The 18,333-nt window shown below is 67.9% G+C and carries 18 protein-coding genes; 3 read left to right on the top strand and 15 right to left on the bottom strand.

All coding sequences use genetic code 11. The annotated features are described in order from the left end of the window. Positions 1-2: 2 nt before the first annotated feature. From putP to rlmE, 7 genes are all read right to left on the bottom strand, one after another. Positions 3-1,508 (bottom strand): sodium/proline symporter PutP, encoded by a 1,506-nt coding sequence (gene putP, locus LF41_RS06040; protein ID WP_036167320.1) that lies wholly within the window; start codon positions 1,506-1,508, stop codon positions 3-5. 76 nt (positions 1,509-1,584) lie between these two features. Next, positions 1,585-4,143 carry a TonB-dependent receptor gene (locus tag LF41_RS06035; protein WP_052116186.1) on the bottom strand — a complete coding sequence of 853 codons (2,559 nt, stop codon included), beginning with the start codon at positions 4,141-4,143 and terminating at the stop codon, positions 1,585-1,587. 45 nt (positions 4,144-4,188) lie between these two features. Beyond that, positions 4,189-6,216 carry a tetratricopeptide repeat-containing sulfotransferase family protein gene (locus LF41_RS06030; RefSeq protein ID WP_036167316.1) on the bottom strand — a complete coding sequence of 676 codons (2,028 nt, stop codon included), beginning with the start codon at positions 6,214-6,216 and terminating at the stop codon, positions 4,189-4,191. A gap of 124 nt (positions 6,217-6,340) precedes the next feature. Next, positions 6,341-7,240, bottom strand: a complete 900-nt coding sequence (folP, locus tag LF41_RS06025) for a dihydropteroate synthase (protein WP_036167313.1) — start codon at positions 7,238-7,240, stop codon at positions 6,341-6,343. A gap of 26 nt (positions 7,241-7,266) precedes the next feature. Next, the gene (locus LF41_RS06020; protein WP_036167311.1) at positions 7,267-8,895 is read right to left on the bottom strand and encodes a tetratricopeptide repeat protein; all 1,629 of its coding nucleotides are present in this window, start codon (positions 8,893-8,895) and stop codon (positions 7,267-7,269) included. Between the two features lie 74 nt (positions 8,896-8,969). Further along, the gene (gene ftsH / locus LF41_RS06015; RefSeq protein WP_036167308.1) at positions 8,970-10,859 is read right to left on the bottom strand and encodes an ATP-dependent zinc metalloprotease FtsH; all 1,890 of its coding nucleotides are present in this window, start codon (positions 10,857-10,859) and stop codon (positions 8,970-8,972) included. 31 nt (positions 10,860-10,890) lie between these two features. Further along, a complete protein-coding gene (rlmE, locus tag LF41_RS06010) occupies positions 10,891-11,559 on the bottom strand; it encodes a 23S rRNA (uridine(2552)-2'-O)-methyltransferase RlmE (RefSeq protein ID WP_036167305.1) in 669 nt (222 codons plus the stop codon). A gap of 68 nt (positions 11,560-11,627) precedes the next feature. Here rlmE and yhbY point away from each other — a divergent pair, with 68 nt between their 5' ends. Together yhbY and LF41_RS06000 are read left to right on the top strand one after the other, a co-directional pair. Beyond that, positions 11,628-11,939, top strand: coding sequence for a ribosome assembly RNA-binding protein YhbY (gene yhbY / locus LF41_RS06005; protein ID WP_036167302.1), 312 nt, complete (start codon positions 11,628-11,630; stop codon positions 11,937-11,939). A 12-nt stretch (positions 11,940-11,951) separates the two neighbouring features. Further along, complete coding sequence (locus LF41_RS06000; protein WP_036167299.1) at positions 11,952-12,326, top strand: Mth938-like domain-containing protein; 375 nt, start codon at positions 11,952-11,954, stop codon at positions 12,324-12,326. On the opposite strand, the gene LF41_RS05995 is transcribed toward LF41_RS06000, so the two are convergent. The 4 genes from LF41_RS05995 to surE are packed head-to-tail and all read right to left on the bottom strand — an operon-like array spanning position 12,323 to position 15,195. Further along, a complete protein-coding gene (locus LF41_RS05995; RefSeq protein WP_052116204.1) occupies positions 12,323-13,087 on the bottom strand; it encodes a peptidoglycan DD-metalloendopeptidase family protein in 765 nt (254 codons plus the stop codon). The two genes, LF41_RS06000 and LF41_RS05995, sit on opposite strands and share 4 nt — an antisense overlap. Next, on the bottom strand, positions 13,087-13,701 hold the full coding sequence (locus LF41_RS05990) for a YqaA family protein (RefSeq protein ID WP_036167296.1): 615 nt from the start codon (positions 13,699-13,701) through the stop codon (positions 13,087-13,089). The genes LF41_RS05995 and LF41_RS05990 overlap by 1 nt, the downstream gene beginning before the upstream one ends. Before the next feature lie 4 nt (positions 13,702-13,705). After that, complete coding sequence (locus LF41_RS05985) at positions 13,706-14,401, bottom strand: protein-L-isoaspartate(D-aspartate) O-methyltransferase (protein WP_036167293.1); 696 nt, start codon at positions 14,399-14,401, stop codon at positions 13,706-13,708. Next, positions 14,398-15,195, bottom strand: a complete 798-nt coding sequence (gene surE / locus LF41_RS05980; protein WP_036167290.1) for a 5'/3'-nucleotidase SurE — start codon at positions 15,193-15,195, stop codon at positions 14,398-14,400. The genes LF41_RS05985 and surE overlap by 4 nt, the downstream gene beginning before the upstream one ends. Before the next feature lie 62 nt (positions 15,196-15,257). Between surE and LF41_RS05975 the strand changes: the two genes are divergently transcribed. Continuing rightward, entirely contained in the window at positions 15,258-15,815 is a 558-nt protein-coding gene (locus LF41_RS05975) for a Smr/MutS family protein (protein ID WP_036167287.1), read from the top strand. Here the strand turns inward: LF41_RS05975 and truD are convergent. Genes truD through ftsB form a run of 4 tightly spaced genes read right to left on the bottom strand, consistent with a single transcriptional unit; the run spans position 15,812 to position 18,331 of the window. After that, positions 15,812-16,822 (bottom strand): tRNA pseudouridine(13) synthase TruD, encoded by a 1,011-nt coding sequence (gene truD, locus LF41_RS05970; protein ID WP_036167284.1) that lies wholly within the window; start codon positions 16,820-16,822, stop codon positions 15,812-15,814. The genes LF41_RS05975 and truD overlap by 4 nt on opposite strands. Then, positions 16,819-17,298, bottom strand: coding sequence for a 2-C-methyl-D-erythritol 2,4-cyclodiphosphate synthase (ispF, locus tag LF41_RS05965; protein WP_036167282.1), 480 nt, complete (start codon positions 17,296-17,298; stop codon positions 16,819-16,821). Before ispF ends, truD begins: the two co-directional genes overlap by 4 nt. Then, the gene (gene ispD, locus LF41_RS05960; RefSeq protein ID WP_036167277.1) at positions 17,295-18,008 is read right to left on the bottom strand and encodes a 2-C-methyl-D-erythritol 4-phosphate cytidylyltransferase; all 714 of its coding nucleotides are present in this window, start codon (positions 18,006-18,008) and stop codon (positions 17,295-17,297) included. Before ispD ends, ispF begins: the two co-directional genes overlap by 4 nt. Beyond that, positions 18,005-18,331: a cell division protein FtsB gene (gene ftsB / locus LF41_RS05955; RefSeq protein ID WP_338037848.1), complete on the bottom strand. Its 327-nt coding sequence runs from the start codon at positions 18,329-18,331 to the stop codon at positions 18,005-18,007. Before ftsB ends, ispD begins: the two co-directional genes overlap by 4 nt. Positions 18,332-18,333 lie beyond the last annotated feature (2 nt).

Raw genomic sequence — 18,333 nt, 5'->3', positions numbered from 1 at the left:
GGTCAGTAGCCGTTCTCGCCGAGTGCGGCGTGGACCTGCGCGTGCGTGGCGCGCACCGAGTCGACGGGCAAGCGATCCAGCAGGCTGGCGGCGACGATGGCCACGCACGCCGCGGCGAATCCCGGCACCATTTCGTACAGCTTGCTGCCGTAGACGTCGACGGCGAACTGCTTCCACAGCATCACCGTGACCGCGCCGACCACCATGCCCGCGAGCGCGCCGTTGCGCGTCATGCGCGACCAGAACAACGAGAACAGCACGACCGGCCCGAACGCGGCGCCGAAACCTGCCCACGCATAGCTCACCAAGCCCAGCACGCGCGATTCGGGATCGCGTGCGATCCAGATCGCGAGCAACGAGACCGCGAGCACCATCGCGCGGCCGAACCACACCAGTTCGCGCTGCGAGGCCTTCGGCCGCAGGAAGCCCTTGTAGAAGTCTTCCGTCAGCGCGCTCGAGCACACGAGCAACTGGCACGACAGCGTGCTCATGATCGCCGCGAGGATCGCCGACAGCAGCACGCCCGCGACCCACGGATTGAAGAGCAGGTTCGACAGCACGATGAACACGCGCTCGGGGTTCGCCGTCACCGGTTCGACGCCCGGGTGGTGCGCGAAGTACGCGATGCCGAAGAAGCCCACCGCCATCGCGCCGAACAGGCACAGGATCATCCACGTCATGCCGATGCGGCGCGCCTTGGGGATCGACCGCAGGTCGTCGGCGGCCATGAAGCGCGCCAGGATGTGCGGCTGCCCGAAATACCCCAGGCCCCATGCGAGCAGGGAGATGATGCCGACGAAGCCGAGCGTGCCGCCCTTGAACGGATCCAGGCGCGCCGGATCGATGGCGCGGATGGCGGCGATCGATTCGTCGAAGCCGCCGGTGCTCATGATCACGACGACCGGCGTCAGCACGAGCGCGAATATCATCAGCGAGGCCTGTACCGTGTCGGTCCAGCTCACCGCGAGGAAGCCGCCGATCAGCGTATAGAGGATGGTCGCCGCCGCGCCCCACCACAGGGCTTGCGCATACGGCACGCCGAAGACGCTTTCGAACAGGCGCGCGCCGGCAACGATGCCGCTCGCGCAATACACCGCGAAGAACACGAGGATCACCAGCGCCGAGAGCACGCGCAGGATGCGCGAGCGGTCGTCGAAGCGATGCGTGAAGTAATCGGGCAGCGTGAGCGCGTTCTTCGTGCGCTCGGTGTACACGCGCAGCGGGCCCGCGACGAATTTCCAGTTGGCCCACGCGCCGAGGATCAGCCCGACCGCGATCCAGCCTTCCGACAGCCCGCCGAGGTACAGCGCGCCCGGTAACCCGAGCAGCAACCACCCGCTCATGTCGGAGGCGCCGGCGGACAACGCGGTGACGTAACTGCCCAGCGAACGCCCGCCGAGGATGTAGTCGTCGAAACTCTTGGTCGAACGCCACGCGACGAAGCCGATGACGACCATCGCGAGCAGGTAGATGGCGAAAGTGACGACGAGCGGTGTGCTGGCGGTCATGCGTGGCTCCCCTGTGATTGGGGGAGTGTAGCCGGGGGAACCCCGCCGGCAACGCCGGCGGGGCCCGATCCTGACATCAGAAGTCGCGGGACCAGCGCACGCCGAACGTCCGCGGCGGCGTGCTTACCGTGTACGGCTGGCCGCCGCAGGTGCCGATGTTGCACTCGGCGAAGTGGGTCAGGTCGCCCAATTCGTTCGTCGCGTTCCGGACGAAGAAATCGAGTTTCCACGACCCGCGTTGCCAGCCCATCGACACGTCGAGCGTCGTGTAGGCGTCGAGGTGCTGGTACGGCGTGTAGTTGATGCTCGGGTCTCCGAGGATGCCGCGCTCGAGGTCGCGCAGGTCGACCGTGCGATCGCCCACGTGGAAGACCGCGCCCTGCACGTACGCTTCGTACTGGCCGACATCCCACGTGTAACGGCCCGTGAGGTTGCCCTTGAAGCGCGGCGTGATCGGCAACCGGTCGCCCTCGACCGCCTGCGGGCCGACGGTGTTGATGTCGCCCGTCGTCGGAATGACCGAGCCCGCCGGACACACCGTGATCGGATTGCCCGCGAGATCGCCGTAGCCGCAATAGTCTTCGGTCAGCTTCGCGTCGTACCAGGCGACGCCACCGGTGAGCCGGAAGTTGTAGGTCACGGCCCACTGCAGTTCCATTTCCACGCCATCGATGCGCGCGGCGCCCGCGTTGCGGATTTCGGTCAGGCCGTTCGCGCCGAGATAGGAGAACTGGAAGTCGTCCCAATCCTGGCGGAACACCGCGCCGTTCCACGCCAGGCGGTTGTCGAGCCACATCGTCTTCCACCCGAACTCGTAATTCTTCAGGTAGTCCGACACGTACGGCGGCACCGTGCCGCGGCGATTGATGCCGCCCGGGCGATAGCCTTCCGAATACGTCGCGTACAACAACTTGGTGTCGCTGAGGTCCCACGTGACGTTGAAGCGGCCGAGCGAACCGGACTCGCGCACCTGGCGATCATTGACCAGGCACGGTGCGCCTTCGTACGGGATCCAGTTGGCCTTGTCGGCGCCGTATTGGGCGACGCACGCGCCTTCGCCGTACGGCGGATCGCCACCGTCGGAATAGCCGTAGCCGAACCCGTAGTAGCCCTTCAGGCTGTTGTTCGCGCGGAACCAGCGCCCGCCCGCGGTGACATGCCAGGCATCGGTGATGTCGAAGGTGAGTTCACCGAAGACCGCCTCGTCCTTGTCCTGCCGGTCCTGCTCGGTCAGCCAGATCGTGTCCGGCCATCCCGTGTTTTCCAGGTCGGCCGCGAGGCCATCGATGCGGTAACGCTGTTCGATGTCGTGCTTGTTCTGCTGCCAGAACAAACCGCCGACGAACCGCAGCCGCGCATCGCCGGGCGAGGCCACGCGCAGCTCGTGGCTGGTCATGCGATAGGCATCCTTCGCCTGGATGTATTGCGAGGGATTGACGAAGTTGCCGTTGTCGTCGACGAAAGTGTACCCGGCCAGCGTGTCGTACCAATACCCGTAATCGCTGTAGTCGGCTTCCGACTCGACGTTGCGGTTGAGGTGGCCGAAGGCGTAGGTGATGTCGAAGTTGCCGATCTTGCCCTGCACCGTCAGCGCGGCCTGGTTCCAGGTGTCGCGCGAGGATTCGGGATACGCGTGGTTGACCTGCAGCTCGCCCACGCTCGGGTCCCAGCCGGTGCTGCCGCGCGCCGTCTGGCGCTGTCCCATGATGCTCGGCGTGATCGACCACTCGTCGGTGATGTCCCACTTCAACGCAGCGCGCGCGCCGGTGGCGTTGGCGGTGTTGTAGTTGTCGTCGGCGAGGATGTCGTTGTTCTGCGTGATGCCCGAGTTCGGGAAGAAGCGCGTGCCCGGCCGGTTGTCGACATAGCCCGCGTCGTGGCGGTTCCAGCCCACCACGCGCACGGCGGCGTTGCTGGCGAGCGGGATGTTGACCATGCCTTCTAGCACGTGGCCGATGCCGCCGTCCTCGATCGCGCTGACCTCGGCCGCGGCGCTGGCGGCGAAGGCCGACGCATCCGGCTTGTTGGTGATGATGCGCAGCGTGCCCGACTGCGAGCTCGCGCCGTACAGCGTGCCCTGCGGGCCGGCCAGCGCCTCGACGCGGGCGATGTCGTACATGTGCACGTCGAGCGCGCCGGTGATCGTGGTGATCGGTTGCTCGTCGAGGTACACGCCGACGCTGGGCTGCGGACCGGAATGGTTGCCGTCGCCGCCGCTGGCCACGCCGCGCATGTACACCTGCAGGAAGCCCGGGCCGGAGAAGACGCCGCCGCCCGCGGTGCCGAAGGCGACGCTCGGCAACAGCTTCACGTAATCCTGGAAGTTCGAGACCTGGTGTTGTTCCAGCGTCTCGGCGCTGACCGCCTGGATGCTGATCGGCACCTTCTGCAGGTCTTCCGTGCGCTTCTGCGCGGTGACGGTGACCGTCTCCAGCGTCGCGGTGCGCGGCTTGGCTTGCGCGGGCTGCGTCTGTTGCGCCGCCTGGTCGGCCTGCGCCTGCGCCGCTTGCGCGGCTTCAGCCGGATCCTGCGCGAGTGCGATGCCCGACTGGCACCCGATGATCACCGCCATTGCGAGCGCGTGCCTGGCCAGCGGACGGCGCGTGTTCGCGCGCCGGGTCTTCGAAATTCCCATTTCCCCTTCCCTCCCTTGGTGTGGAATGCAAACTTCTGTTCGAACTCAGTCCAGCAGGCGCGGCGGGACGGACGGATACGCCGCCAGCACCGGGCCCAACGCAGCCTCCAGCGGCCCCAACCACGGCGCGTAATGGCGCCATTGGTCGAGGCCCTCGCGATAAATCGGTTGGCGCACCTGTTCCGAGCTCGCCGTCCGGACCGGGCGGTCGTTCTCGAAGAAGCGCAGGCACGCGGGATCGAAGGACAGCCCGCAGTAATCGAGCAGGCGACGCACTTCCTGCTCGGTGTCCTCGACCATCGTTTCGTAATGCACGCGATGCACCCGGCCGGGCAGCACGGCGTCGAAATGGGCCATCAGCGCAACGTAGTCGCGGTAGTACGCGCCGATGTCCTCCAGCCGGAAGCTGAAGTCCTGACCGCGCGCGAACTGTTGCTTGAACAACGAGAATCCGCAGGCCAGCGGATGACGGCGCGCGTCGATGATCTTCGCGTTGGGCAACGCGAGGTGGATCAGGCCGACGTGCTGGAAGTTGTTCGGCATCTTGTCGATGAACAACGGCGCGCCGCCCTTGCGATGGATCCGCGTGCGCTCCAGGTAGTCCTCGCCGATGGCGCGCAGTTCATCGAGATCCAGCGACGGCACCACGTCGTGGTAGTGCCGCGCGCCCGAGGCTTCGCCGCGGCGGCGCAGGTCGCGCGTCAACGACAGCAAGTCCGGCAACTCCATCGTCCCTTCGACTTCGGGATGACTGGAGAGGATCTGCTCGACGAGCGTGGATCCGGCGCGCGGCATGCCCACGATGAAGATCGGGTCGCGCGCATCGGCGCCGCTGCCTGCCCGTTGCGCGAAGAAGTCCGGCGTGTAGGTCGCGATGGCCTTGCGCACGCGCGCGGTGTTGTCCACGGCGAAATACGGCACCTGTGCGACGCGCTGCGCGTTGCCGCGCCGGTAATGCTCGAACGACGCAGCGTACTCGCCCGCGTCTTCCAGCGCCTTGCCGAGCGCGAAGTCCAGGTGCAGGCGGTCTTCCGGCGCGACATCGGCGCGCGCGAGCTGCGTGCGGATGGTGGCGATGTCGTCGGCCGTGAAACGGAACGTCTTGAGGTTCGCCAGGCTCCACCATGCATCGCCGAAGCGCGGTTCGATGCGCGCCGCTTCGCGGTAAGCGGCGATGGCGCGCGCGGTGTGGCCTGCGGTTTTCAGCGCGTGGCCGAAGCTGAGCCACAGGCGGGGCTGGTGCGGGTATTCGCGGACGAGCGCGTCGTAGACGGGGATTGCGGCGTCGTAATCGCCGACGCGGCACAGCACCACTGCGCGCAGGTTGCGAAAGCCGGCGTTGGCCGGATCTTTCGCGAGCAGCGCATCGACTTCGGCAAGCGCTTCGACGGGTTTGTTGGCGCGATGCAGGACCATCGCGTAGTGATGGCGTGCGGCGTCGAAGCCGGGCACGAGCTCGACGCACCGCGCGAGGAGCGACTCGGCTTCTTCGATGCGGCCCATGCGCGCCTGCGATTCGGCGAGCATGCGCAGTGCCGCGGCATCGGTGGGCGATGTGCGCAGATGGTCGCGCAACAGCGATTCGGCTTCCGGCAGGCGGTTGGCCTGCAACGCGTTTGCGGCGCGCAGCAGCCGCGGGTCGCGCACCGAATGCACCAGGTGCGTGGCGTAGGCGGCTTCGGCGGCGGCGCGGTCGCCGACCGCGGACAAATGGTCGCCGAGCGCCAGCCATGCGCGCGGCAGTTCGGGCTTCAATGCGACCGCGCGGCGCAGGGCCGCCACCGCATCGTCGCCGCGGCCGCTGCGGCCCAGCGCGATCCCGAGTTCGAGTTGCACCGCCGGCGCGTTGGGTTGCTCGCGCGCGAGGGGTTCGAGGATTTGCGCCGCGCCTTCGGCATCGCCGCACGCGCTGCGCGAGGCGCCGAGCAGCAGGCGGGCCACGGGGTGGTCGCCGATGACACGCAGGACTTCCGCGGCCTGCAGTCCCGCCATGGCCGGATCCGACGCCAGCAGCTTCGACGCGTGCGCCAGCGCGGCTTCGACGGAAGCCGTGGGCTCTTGCGCGTGCGTCATGCGTCGACCGTGGCCATGCGACCCCCCAACCGGGTGAAGCCTGAGACTAGGCTGCGTACGGCGGCGCACGCAAGGGTCGGAAGCGGTTACAGGCCGCTTTTGTCGCGCGATTGCCGGGAAGTGCTCATTCGTCGTCGGGCCAGCGGATCGCGGGCCCGGCCTCGCGCGCCCGCACCGCCGGTTGTGCAGCCACCGCAGCCCAGACCTTCAGCGCATCGACGGTTGGCGCGACATCGTGCACGCGCACCAGCTTCGCGCCGCGCTGGGCGGCGACCAGGTGCGCAGCCACGGAACCGGCGACGCGTTCGTGCGGGTCGTCGCGCCCGGTCAGATCGCCGATGGTGCGCTTGCGCGACAGCCCCGCGAGCACGGGCACGCCGAGTTCGGCGATGGCCTCCAGGCGTGCGAGCAACGCGATGTTGTGCTCCCGATTCTTGCCGAACCCGAATCCGGGATCGACGACGATCCGCGACTTCACGATGCCCGCCATTTCCGCCGCGAAGATCCGCTCGGCGAGGAAGCGATGCACGTCCGACACGACATCGTCGTACTGCGGCGACTCCTGCATCGAGCGCGGTTCACCGAGCATGTGCATCAACACGACGGGGACGCCGAGCGACGCGGCCGCATCGAGCGCGCCTTCGCGACGCAACGCGTACACGTCGTTGATCATGCCCGCCCCCGCGGCGACGGCGGCACGCATGACTTCGGGCTTGGAGGTATCGACGCTGATCGGAACCGACGTCGCGGCCACGAGGCCTTCGATCACCGGGATGACGCGATGCAGTTCTTCTTCGACGGACACTTCATCGGCGCCGGGCCGCGTGGACTCACCGCCGACATCGAGCACATCCGCGCCCTCCTCCGCCAAGCGCACGCCGTGCGCGATGGCGGCTGCGGTGGTCGCATGCTCGCCGCCGTCGGAGAACGAGTCCGGCGTGACGTTGACGATACCCATGACGCGCGTGCGGTCGAGGCGCAGCACGCGGCCGTTGCAGTCGAGCTGGGGGGTGGTGTCGAACATGCGCGGAAGCGTACCCCACTCCGGCCCTACTTCTGCAATCGCGCCACGATCGCCTGGAACCGCGGATTGCCGCGCAGCACCCACAGGTCCGAATCATGTTCGATCCACTCCAGCGAGCCTTCACCGTGTTGCACGGCGCGCTCCAGCAGGTCGATCGCCTTTTCTCCGTCGCCGTCGAGTGCATGGAAGCACGCGCCGTTGTAGAGCACGTCGAAATCGTTCGGGCGGATGCGCAGCGCGTATTCCATTTCCGAGTGGCCGTGGTCGCCGACGCGCAGGTGCTGCATCAGGCCGGCGGTCATGTAGTGCGCGCGCGCGTTCTCGGGATCGATCTGCGCCTGGTGGCTCGCGCAGGCCAGGCCTTCGATGGCGAGCTTCTTCTTGCGATCGTCGTCGCCGGCGGCGTCGGCGGCGTTGACCGCGAGCGCAAGCGCCTGGAATTCGTCGGGTTGCACGCGATGCGCGGCGACGAACAGATCCACCGCGCGTGGATAGTTGCCCTGCGTGAAGCAGTGTCGCCCGTAGAAGTAGTACGCGACGTACAGTTCCGGGTCGAGCGTGATCGCGTGTTCGAACGCTTCGGTCGCGCCGTCGTGGTCGCCGGCGATCATCAGCGAATGGCCCTTCGCGACGTGCGCCTCGGCCAGGTCCGGGTCGAGTTCGAGCGCTTTGTGCGCGGCGTCGCGCGCTTCTACCAGCGCACCGCCCTTCGGGTCGGCCATGCGCCAGAGCATCAGTTCGCACAGCGAATCCGACAGCCCCGCGTACGCCTGGCCGTATTCGGGATCGAGCTCGATCGCGCGGCGGAACATCGTGGGCGCCTGCTTCATCGTGATTTCGGTCATGCGCGCGCTCGCCTGCCGCCCCCGCAGGTAGAACTCGTATGCGCGCATGTCGCGCGGTGCGCGCTTCTGCAGGTCGAAGGCGACGGGCGCCTGCAGCGCGGGCCGCACCGCGTTGACGACGTTGCGCGCGATCTCTTCCTGGATCTCGAAGATGTCTTCCAGGTTGCGGTCGAAATTCTCCGACCACAGGTGATAACCGTTCGACGCGTTCACCAATTGCGCAGTGACGCGCACGCGGTCGCCGGACTTGCGCACGCTGCCTTCCATGATCGCGGCGACGTGCAGCTCGCGGCCGATGTCGGACGGCGTGGCGGTGCCGTCGCGGAAGCGGAACGACGCCGTGCGCGAGGCCACGTGCAGGCCGCGCACTTTCGCCAGGGCGTTGAGGATCTCTTCGGCCAGGCCGTCGCAGAAATAATCCTGGTCGCCGGCTTCGCTCATGTCGGAGAACGGCAGGATCGCGACCGACGCATCCGGCGGCGGCAACGCGACCGGTTGCGGCGCGAGGTCGCTGGCGCGGCGCGACGGGGTGTCGCCATCGCGCGCGTCGGGCAACGCGGGCGTGCGTTCGATCCCGTGCGGCTGGATGTCGTAGATCCACGCCAACGCCATCGCGAGCACGAAGCCCAGGAGCAGCAACACGATCAGCAGGCGCGGCGCCCATTGCGGCAGGCCCAGCGGTTCGAACGTCGCGTCCGCGACCTGCACGAGCAACCAGCCCACGACCGCGTACACCACCGCCACGCGGAACACGCGCCGACGACGGAATTCGGAGAACGTAGTGCGCAGGCGGGCGGCGATGTCGGGCATCGAACCTCCGAAACGACAAGGGCCCCCGAAGGAGCCCTGTCTTGGTTGCAACGCATTTCCCGCAGGTTTGCGGCCTAGGTCTGCGCCGCCGGACCGCCGATCGGCGGCAGCGGACGCGCCTCGCCCTTGCTGTTGCGGGTCCAGCCCTGCGGCGGCGGCGGCTCGCGGCCTTCCATGATCGCGTCGATCTGCGGCACGTCGATGGTTTCGTACTCGAGCAGCGTCTTGGCCATCACGTGCAGCTTGTCGAGGTTCTCGGTCAGGATCTGCTTGGTGCGGTTGTAGGCCTTGTCGAGGATGCCGTGCACGACTTCGTCGATCTTGCGCGCGGTGTCGTCGGAGACGTTCTTGTGTTGCGTGACCGAGCGGCCCAGGAACACTTCGTCTTCTTCCTCGCCGTACGCGATCGGGCCGAGCTCATCGGACAGGCCCCACTTCGTCGCCATGTTGCGCGCCATCTTGGTCGCGCGTTCGATGTCGTTCGACGCCCCCGTGGTGACCTTGTCGTTGCCGAAGATCAGCTCCTCGGCGACGCGCCCGCCGTACAGCGAGCACAGCATCGATTCGATGGCAGTGCGGTTGTACGAATACTTGTCGCCTTCGGGCAGGTACATCGTCACGCCCAGCGCGCGGCCGCGCGGAATGATCGTGACCTTGTAGACCGGGTCGTGCTCGGGCACGAGGCGGCCGACGATGGCGTGGCCGGCTTCGTGGTAGGCGGTGAGCGTCTTTTCCTGCTCGCTCATCGCCATCGAACGGCGCTCGGTGCCCATCAGGATCTTGTCGCGCGCGCGGTCAAAGTGGTCCATGCGGACGTCCTTGCCGTTCTCGCGCGCGGCGAACAGCGCCGCTTCGTTCACGAGGTTGGCGAGGTCCGCGCCGCTGAAGCCCGGCGTGCCGCGCGCGATGGTCATCGCGTCGACGTCGTCGGCGAGCGGCACGCGGCGCATGTGCACGCGCAGGATCTGTTCGCGGCCCTTGACGTCCGGCAGGCCGACGGTGACCTGGCGGTCGAAGCGGCCCGGGCGCAGCAGCGCCGGATCGAGCACGTCGGGGCGGTTGGTCGCGGCGATCACGATGACGCCTTCGCCGCCCTCGAACCCGTCCATCTCGACGAGCAACTGGTTGAGCGTCTGCTCGCGCTCATCGTGCCCACCGCCGAGGCCCGCGCCGCGATGGCGGCCGACCGCGTCGATTTCGTCGATGAAGATGATGCACGGCGCGTGCTTCTTGGCCTGCTCGAACATGTCGCGCACGCGGCTGGCGCCGACGCCGACGAACATCTCGACGAAGTCCGAGCCGGAAATGGAGAAGAACGGCACCTTGGCTTCGCCGGCGATCGCCTTGGCGAGCAACGTCTTGCCGGTGCCGGGCGGGCCGACCATCAGCACGCCGCGCGGAATCTTGCCGCCGAGCTTCTGGAACTTGCCCGGGTCGCGCAGGAATTCGACGAGCTCGGCGACTTCTTCCTTCGCCTCGTCGCAACCGGCGACGTCCGCGAAGGTGGCCTTCGTCTGGTCTTCGTTGAGCAGCTTGGCGCGCGAACGGCCGAAGGACATCGCGCCCTTGCCGCCACCTTGCTGCATCTGCCGCATGAAATAGATCCAGATGCCGATGAACAGCAGCAACGGACCCACGTTGAGCAGGATGCTGAGGAGCGAGAAGCCGCTGGACGGCGGCGCCTGCTTGATCTCGACCTTGTGGTTGATCAGGTCGTCCATCAGGCGGCTGTCGCGGCGCGGGGCGACGGTCTTGCCTTCGGTGTTGTCCTTGCGCTGGAACTCGATCGTCGTCTCGTCGTTGCCGATCGCGACGGACTTGACCTTGTCGTCGACCACTTCCTGCTGGAACTGGGAATAGACGACTTCCTTGCCGCCCGTGGACGGCTTGAAGCTCTGGAACACCACCATCAGCACGACGGCGACGACCACCCACAACATCAGATTCTTGGCCAAGTCGTTCATCCTGTACTCCACCCGGGAGTCGTCTCTCTCTTTATCCGTCGGTGACCGGCCTTCCGGCCAGCTTGCCCTGCGCCAGGGCGTAAACCTCCGGCGACCGCTTGCGCGATGCCGCCGGCTTGCGGATCACCACCTTGGCATAACGCCGCCGCAGCTGCCGCACGTATTCGTCGAAGCCCACGCCCTGGAACAGCTTGATCAGGAACGTACCGCCGGGCTTCAGGTGGCCGTCGGCGAAGTCCATCGCCAGTTCGGCCAGGTGCATGGCCCGCGGCTGATCCACCGCGTCCACGCCACTCTTGTTGGGGGCCATGTCGCTCAACACAAGGTCGACGGGCTTGCCCCCGAGGGAGTCTTCCAGTGCCGATAACACGGCATCCTCCCTGAAATCGCCATGAAGGAACTCCACCCCGGCGAGCGTCGGCATCTCCAGGATGTCCAGCGCGATCACGCGGCCGGGGTCCTGGGCGCCGCCGTGCGACAGCCGGTCGAGCTCCGCGCGGACCCACTGCGACCACCCGCCGGGCGCCGCGCCGAGGTCCACCACCACCATCCCCGGCTTCAGCAGCCGGTCGCGTTCCACCAGCTCTTCGAGCTTGTAGGCCGCGCGCGACCGCAAGCCTTCGGCCTGGGCCTTCTTCACGAAGGGGTCGGAAAAATGTTCCTTCAACCAGCGCTGGCTGGACTTGCTGCGGGTCGCCATGCGTGGAAGGTCCTCTCGGGCGGCCATGATACCCTGCCCCTCCCCCGTTCATCCCCGCCACTTCCCCAATGCCGTCCGCAGTTCAGTTGACCAGCGCGCAAGTCCGTTTCCTCCGCGGCCAGGCGCACGACCTCCACGCGATGCTGCAGGTCGGGGGCAAGGGCATCACGCAGTCCCTCGTGGCGGAAGTCGCCAACGCCCTGGAGCAGCACGAGCTGATCAAGGTGAAGGTGGCGGCCGAGGATCGCGAGGCGCGCGACGCGATGATCGGCGAGCTCGCCGCCCAGGCCGGCGCCGCGCTCGTGCAGCGCATCGGCCATGTCGCCGTGCTGTACCGCCCCAGCAAGGACAAGCGGCAGATCGTGCTGCCCCGCGCCTGATCGACGCGCTGCATGCAGCTGAACCTCGAACGCCCGGACTACACCTGGTACCTGCGCGGCGCCGACGGGACGCATGCCCTCGTCAATGAACGCCAGATCAGCAGCAGCTTCGCGATCGCGCCGGAAGCCTTGATCGAAGACTGGCCCGTGACCGACGCCAAGGCGATGACGCCCGGCGACCTCGCTCCGCTGATCGCATTGCAACCCGAATTGATCGTCCTCGGCACGGGCGCGCGTCAAACCTTTCCCGCGCCCGCCGTCCTGCATGCCTGCCTGTCGCAGGGCATCGGCATCGAAGTGATGGACAACGCCGCAGCCGCGCGCACGTACAGCGTGCTGGCCGGCGAAGGGCGGAAGGTCGTCGCCGGATTCCTCTTCCCGCTCTAGCGCTTCGGCAGATAGAACTGCGGGTCGACGGGCTTGCCGTTGTAGCGGATCTCGAAGTGCACCATCTCGCGTGCGGCGCCGGTGCGGCCGAGTTCTGCGATCTGCTGGCCGGCTTTCACGATCTGGCCTTCGTTGACCAGGCGCTTGCGGTTGTGGCCGTACGCGGACAGCCACGCGTCGTTGTGCTTGATGATGATCAGCTCGCCGTAGCCGACGAGGCCCGCACCGGAATACACGACGACGCCATCGCCGGCCGCGCGCACGGGGTCACCGCTGCCGCCGCCGATGTCGATGCCCTGCTTGGTGGGTTCACCGGCGACGTAACCGTTGAGGATCGGGCCGTTGGCGGGCCACGTCCATGCGATGGGGCTCGCAGCGGGCGGTGGCGGCACGGGACGCGGTGCGGGCGTGACGGGTCTCGGCGTCGTCGGCTTCGGCGTGGTCGGCTTCGCAGGCGTGGTCGTCGCGACCGTCGAAGACCCACCCTTCGAGTACAGCTTCAAATGCTGCCCCGGGTAGATCGTGTACGGCGGGCCGATGCCGTTCCACGACGCGAGGTCGCGCACGTCGATGCCATTGCGGAACGCGATGCCGTACAGCGTGTCGCCCCGGTTCACGACGACGGTTTGCCCCGGCTTCGGCACCGACACACGCGGCGGCGCCGCCGATGGCGCGTTGCTCCGGTACACGGTGCTGCTGCCGCACGCGGCGAGCGCGAACGCGCAGGCCGCTGTCATCGCGACTCGAATCGTCGAATGCATCATCCGCCGCGCGCCTTCCACACGAGGAATCCGACCAAAGCGGCGAGCAACACCAGTGCGAACCAACCGATGGGCTCGATGTATTTGTGCAGCATGCGCTCGGCGCGCTCGCCGCCGAGGCGGATGATCAGCGCGAGCAGGAACACGCGCTTGCCGCGCCCGACGAACATGCTGGCCAGGTAAGGCAGCATCGGCACGCCGACGACGCCCGACGACCAGGTGAACACCTTCATCGGGATCGGCGAGAACCCGGCGAGCACCAGCATCCAGAACACCGCCCACGGCGACTCGAGCATCTTCGCCTGCACCAGCGCGATGCCCGATTCGATGCCGTGCAACATGCCGAGCGAGGCGAACATCGGCTTCAACGCCTCGAACGCGTAATGGCCGAGGTAGTAGCCGACCACCGCGCCAACCATCGAACCGGCCAGGCTCAACGTCGCGAACCAGAACCCGCGCCGCGGCGCCGCCACGCACATCGGCAGCAGCATCACTTCCGGCATGACCGGGAAGATGATGGCTTCGAAGAACGACAGCACCACCAGCCACGCCTGTGCGTGCTTGTGGCGCGCGAGCGCGATCGTGCGTTCGTAGAGCGGCCCGAACAACTTCATGCGTTCAATCCACCATCCCTGGCAACAGCGGTACGAATACCACGGGCGCGAGTTGCGCCTCGTCGACGGTGCCCGCTTCGTCCTTGCGCAGCCGGATCAGCGTCTGCCCGCCGCTGCCACCGACCGGGCACACCAGCGTGCCGTTGGGCGCGAGCTGCGCGGTGAGCGCATCGACCAGCGCGGGCGCCGCCGCGGTGACGATGATCGCGTCGAAGGGCCCGAGTTCCGGCCAGCCGATGCGGCCGTCGTCGTGCTTGCTGCGGATGTTGAAACCGAGCGAGCGGAAGCGCTTGCGCGCGGTGCGCAGCAATTCGCCGATGCGCTCGACGGTGAAGACTTCCAGCCCCAGGGCGGCGAGGATCGCAGCCTGGTACCCCGAGCCGGTGCCGATTTCCAGCACGCGCATCGGCGGCGCGCCGGCGGGGCGCGGCGTCTCGAGCAATGTTTCGGTCATCTTGGCGACGACCCACGGTTGCGAAATCGTCTGCCCGTGGCCGATGGGCAATGCGGTGTCTTCGTACGCGCGCGTGGCGAGCGCTTCGTCGACGAACAGATGGCGCGGCACGGCGCGGATGGCGTTGAGCACGCGGTCGTCGGAAATGCCGGTCGATTGCAGGCGTTCGATCAAGCGGTCGCGCACGCGCTGCGACGTCATGCCCATGCCGATGGCCTCGGGCTGCAAACGGATGCGCGCGGTCACTTGCGATCCTCCTGCAACGCATGCGCCAAACCGCCGACCCAACTGGCGACCTGGTCGAGCGCCTGGTAGCGCGTGAGGTCGACGTGGATCGGCGTGATCGAAATGTGGCCGGTGCGCACCGAATGGAAATCCGTGCCGGGGCCGGCGTCCTGTTCCGGGCCGGCCGCGCCGATCCACCACCACGTGCGGCCGCGCGGATCCTTCTGCGGCACGCACGGTTCGGCGCGATGGCGGTTGCCCAGGCGCGTGACTTCGAAGCCGCGCACGGCATCCCATGCCAGGTCGGGCACGTTGACGTTGAGGATCGTATCGGCCGGGAGCGGATCGACCGCCAGGCGCGCGATGATTTCCACCGCGGCGCGCGCGGCGGTTTCGTAATGCTTGCCGTCATGGTCGGCGGCCGCGAGCGACATCGCGACCGCGGGCAGGCCGAGGAAGCGGCCTTCCATCGCGGCGGCCACGGTGCCCGAATAGATGACGTCGTCGCCCATGTTCGCCGTCGTGTTGATGCCCGAGACGACGATGTCGGGCTCTTCTTCGAGCATCCCGGTGATGGCGACATGCACGCAGTCGGTCGGCGTGCCGTACACGCGCCAACGCTGGATGGCACCGGGGCCGTCCTCCATCTTCAGCACGCGCACCGGCCCGTCGAGCGTGAGCGAATTGCTGGCGCCGCTGCGGTCGCGGTCGGGCGCGACCACCGTGACGGTGTGCCCCGCGTCGCGCAGCCCCTGTGCGAGGATCCGGATGCCGGGGGCGTCGACACCGTCGTCGTTGCTGACCAGTACGCGCAATGCAGTTGTCCTTCCGGCGACGTGAGCATCATAGCCGATGACTCGCGCTAGGCTTGGCACGCATGGCACGAAAGCCGCCCGACCCGCCGCCAGCCGAGGATCCCGACGACGCCGCGTTGTTCCGCGACGCGATCGGCCCCGTGCGCGAACTGCCCGCGCCCCCGTTGCCGCCGTCGAAACCGCGCCCCCGCCCCACCCCGCGCATGGCCGCGCGCGACGAGGCCGAGGCGGTGAGCGAGTTCCGCCGCGCGATGACGGCCGACGCGCTGGAAGCCGGCGATGCGTTGTCCTATCGCCGGGATACGGTCGCGCCGCGCACCCTGCAGCGCTTGCGTCGCGGTGAATTCGCCGCGCAGGAAGAACTCGACCTGCATTGGGCAGACGCGAAGACCGCCGAGGCGATGCTGCGCGAGTTCCTCGTGCACGCGCGGCAGCATGGCCTGGGCTGCGTGCGGATCATCCACGGCAAGGGGCTGAACAGCGACAGCAAGACGCCGATGCTCAAGAACCTGGTGGACCGGATGCTGCGGCATCGGTCGGAGGTGGTGGCCTTCGCGAGTGCGCCGGCGAACCAGGGCGGCACGGGCGCGGTGTTGGTGTTGTTGGCGCAGAAGCGCTAACCCGCGTCCCCGAGCTGCTCGACGACGGTCGTCGCGTAACTCCCCGGCGGGAGTTCGAATGCGAGGCGCAACACATCGTCCGCCACCCATTCCCACTGCATTTCCTTCGGCAACAACCGCAACCCGCGGCGTTCCTGTTTGAGCCGCGCCGCTTCGAGTCCCGCGCGCAACGCGCGCGACTCCGCGTCATCCAACACCGCCGATTCCAGCGCGCGCGCCTCGCCCGTCGTGCGCAGCTCGCCTTCGCCCCACAGCGGCCCGGTCGGATGGATATCGAACGCCGCAAGCCTGGCCGCGAGCGCATCGTCGAACGGTTCCGGCCCGAAAACGCTGCGCGAGCCATCGAGCATCCAGACCTCGCCGTCGATCGCGCGATCCCACGTCCCGTCGGCCACGCGCTGTTCCAGCACGCGGTTGAACAACGCCGATCGCGCGGCCGACAGCAACATTGTCCGCTGCTCGCGCTTCACGCGGCGCCCGGCGAACATCTGCAGCGCGTGTGCGACGTTGCCGCCTTCGCGGCCGAAGCGTTGCTCGCCGAAGAAATTGGGTACGCCGCGCGTCTGGATCGCGCGCAGGCGTTCATCGATCGCATCGCGTTCGCCTTCGACTTCACGCAGCGTCAGCACGAAGCGGTTCCCCGCCAGCGCGCCGCGCGGCAACTTGCGCGAATGCCACGTCGAATGCAGGACGCGCATCTCGTCCGACTCGAGCGCCGCAAGATCGGGGGCCACCTTCTTCGGCAAATGCACGCTGAAACGTTGTGTCGTCACCGCGTGGCGATCCTTCAGCCCCGCATAGCTCACGCCCAGTTCGGGAATCCCCGCCCACTGCGCGAGGCGCTTGGCGGCGAACGCGGTGTTCATGCCGCGCTTCTCGATCGTCAGCAGCAGGTGTTCGCCGGCGCCGCTGGCTTCGAATGCATCGATCTCGTCGACGCGGAAATCGGCCGGCGTCGCGCGCATCCGCGCCCGCAGCACGGGCGCGCCGAAGGCATGCACGCTCACTCGCGCACGAGCAGGCACACGGCCTGCGCGGCGATGCCTTCGCCGCGGCCGGTGAACCCGAGGGTTTCGGTGGTCGTCGCCTTGATCGAGATCGCATCGACGGCCACGCCCAGGTCGGCGGCGATCAGCCCCCGCATCGCACCCGCGTGCGGGCCGATGCGCGGCCGCTCGCAGATCACCGTGATGTCGGCATTGCCGAGCGTCCAGCCATGTTCGGCGAGCAGGGCTTTGCAATGGCGGACGAACACGCGGCTGTCCGCATCCTTCCAGCGGGGATCGCTCGGCGGGAAATGCTTGCCGATGTCGCCGAGCGCCATCGCGCCGAGCATTGCATCGCACAGCGCGTGCAGGACCACGTCGCCATCGGAATGCGCGATCACGCCGCGGTCGTGCGGCACGTGCACGCCGCCCAGCATCACATGGTCGCCCGGCCCGAAGGCGTGCACGTCGAAACCGCTGCCGATGCGGCAATTCATGGACGTGCTCCCGTCATGTCGCGTTCGCGCGCCAGGCGCAGGAGGAATTCGGCCAGCGGCAGATCGGCCGGCGTCGTCACTTTCAGGTTGTCGTCGCTGCCTTCCACCAACAACGGCCGATGGCCCTGGCGCTCCATCGCCATCGATTCGTCGGTGACCACCACGCCCGCGTTGCGCGCCGCTTCCAGCGCGCGCGTGAGCTGCAGGCGGCGGAACAATTGCGGCGTCAATGCGCGCCACAGGCGCTCGCGCGATTCGGTGCCGTCGACACCGCCATCGTTGCCCGCGCGTTTGAGCGTGTCGCGCACCGGTGCGGCGAGGATCGCGCCGACGGGATCGCCGCGGCCGAGATCGAGCAGGCGTTCGAGATCCGATGCGCGCAGGTGCGGACGCGCCGCATCGTGCACGAGCACGAACTCGTCGGGACGCACGTCGTCGGGCAGCGCGGCCAACCCCGCCAGCACCGAATCGCAACGCTCCGCGCCACCGATGCACGTGCGCACCGGCTTGCCGTCGATTTCGGTGTAGCCCGGCCACGAGGCGTCGTCTTCCGACAACACGACCATTGCGCCGCCGACCGACGGATGCGCGAGTACCGCGCGCAGCGAATACGCGATCAGCGGCAGGCCCGCGATGTCGAGGTATTGCTTCGGCACGTCGCCGCCGTAACGCGAGCCGCGCCCGGCGGCGGGCACGATGGCCCAGATCATTCGCCGTCCTCGTCGGCCGCCGGCGGCGCCGCGGCCGTGGATTGCGAAGCGGGCTCCACCACCCGATAGAACGATTCGCCCGGCTTAATCATGCCCAGTTCGCTGCGTGCGCGTTCCTCGACGGCGGCTTCGCCGGACTTGAGGTCCTCGACTTCCGCGGCCACCTCCGCATTGCGCTGGCGCAGGCCCGTGTTGTCGCGGGCCTGGTGTTCGACCTGCGTGGACAGCGCCTGCACCTGGCCTGCGCCGCCCTGCCCGAACCACAACTTGTATTGCAGCCACGCGAGCAGTGCGAGCAGCAGCACGATCAGCGCCGCGATCACAC

Origin of the sequence: Lysobacter dokdonensis DS-58, from assembly GCF_000770795.1 — a bacterium.
Classification (GTDB): domain Bacteria; phylum Pseudomonadota; class Gammaproteobacteria; order Xanthomonadales; family Xanthomonadaceae; genus Noviluteimonas; species Noviluteimonas dokdonensis.
This window is presented reverse-complemented; position numbering and strand designations above follow the sequence as displayed.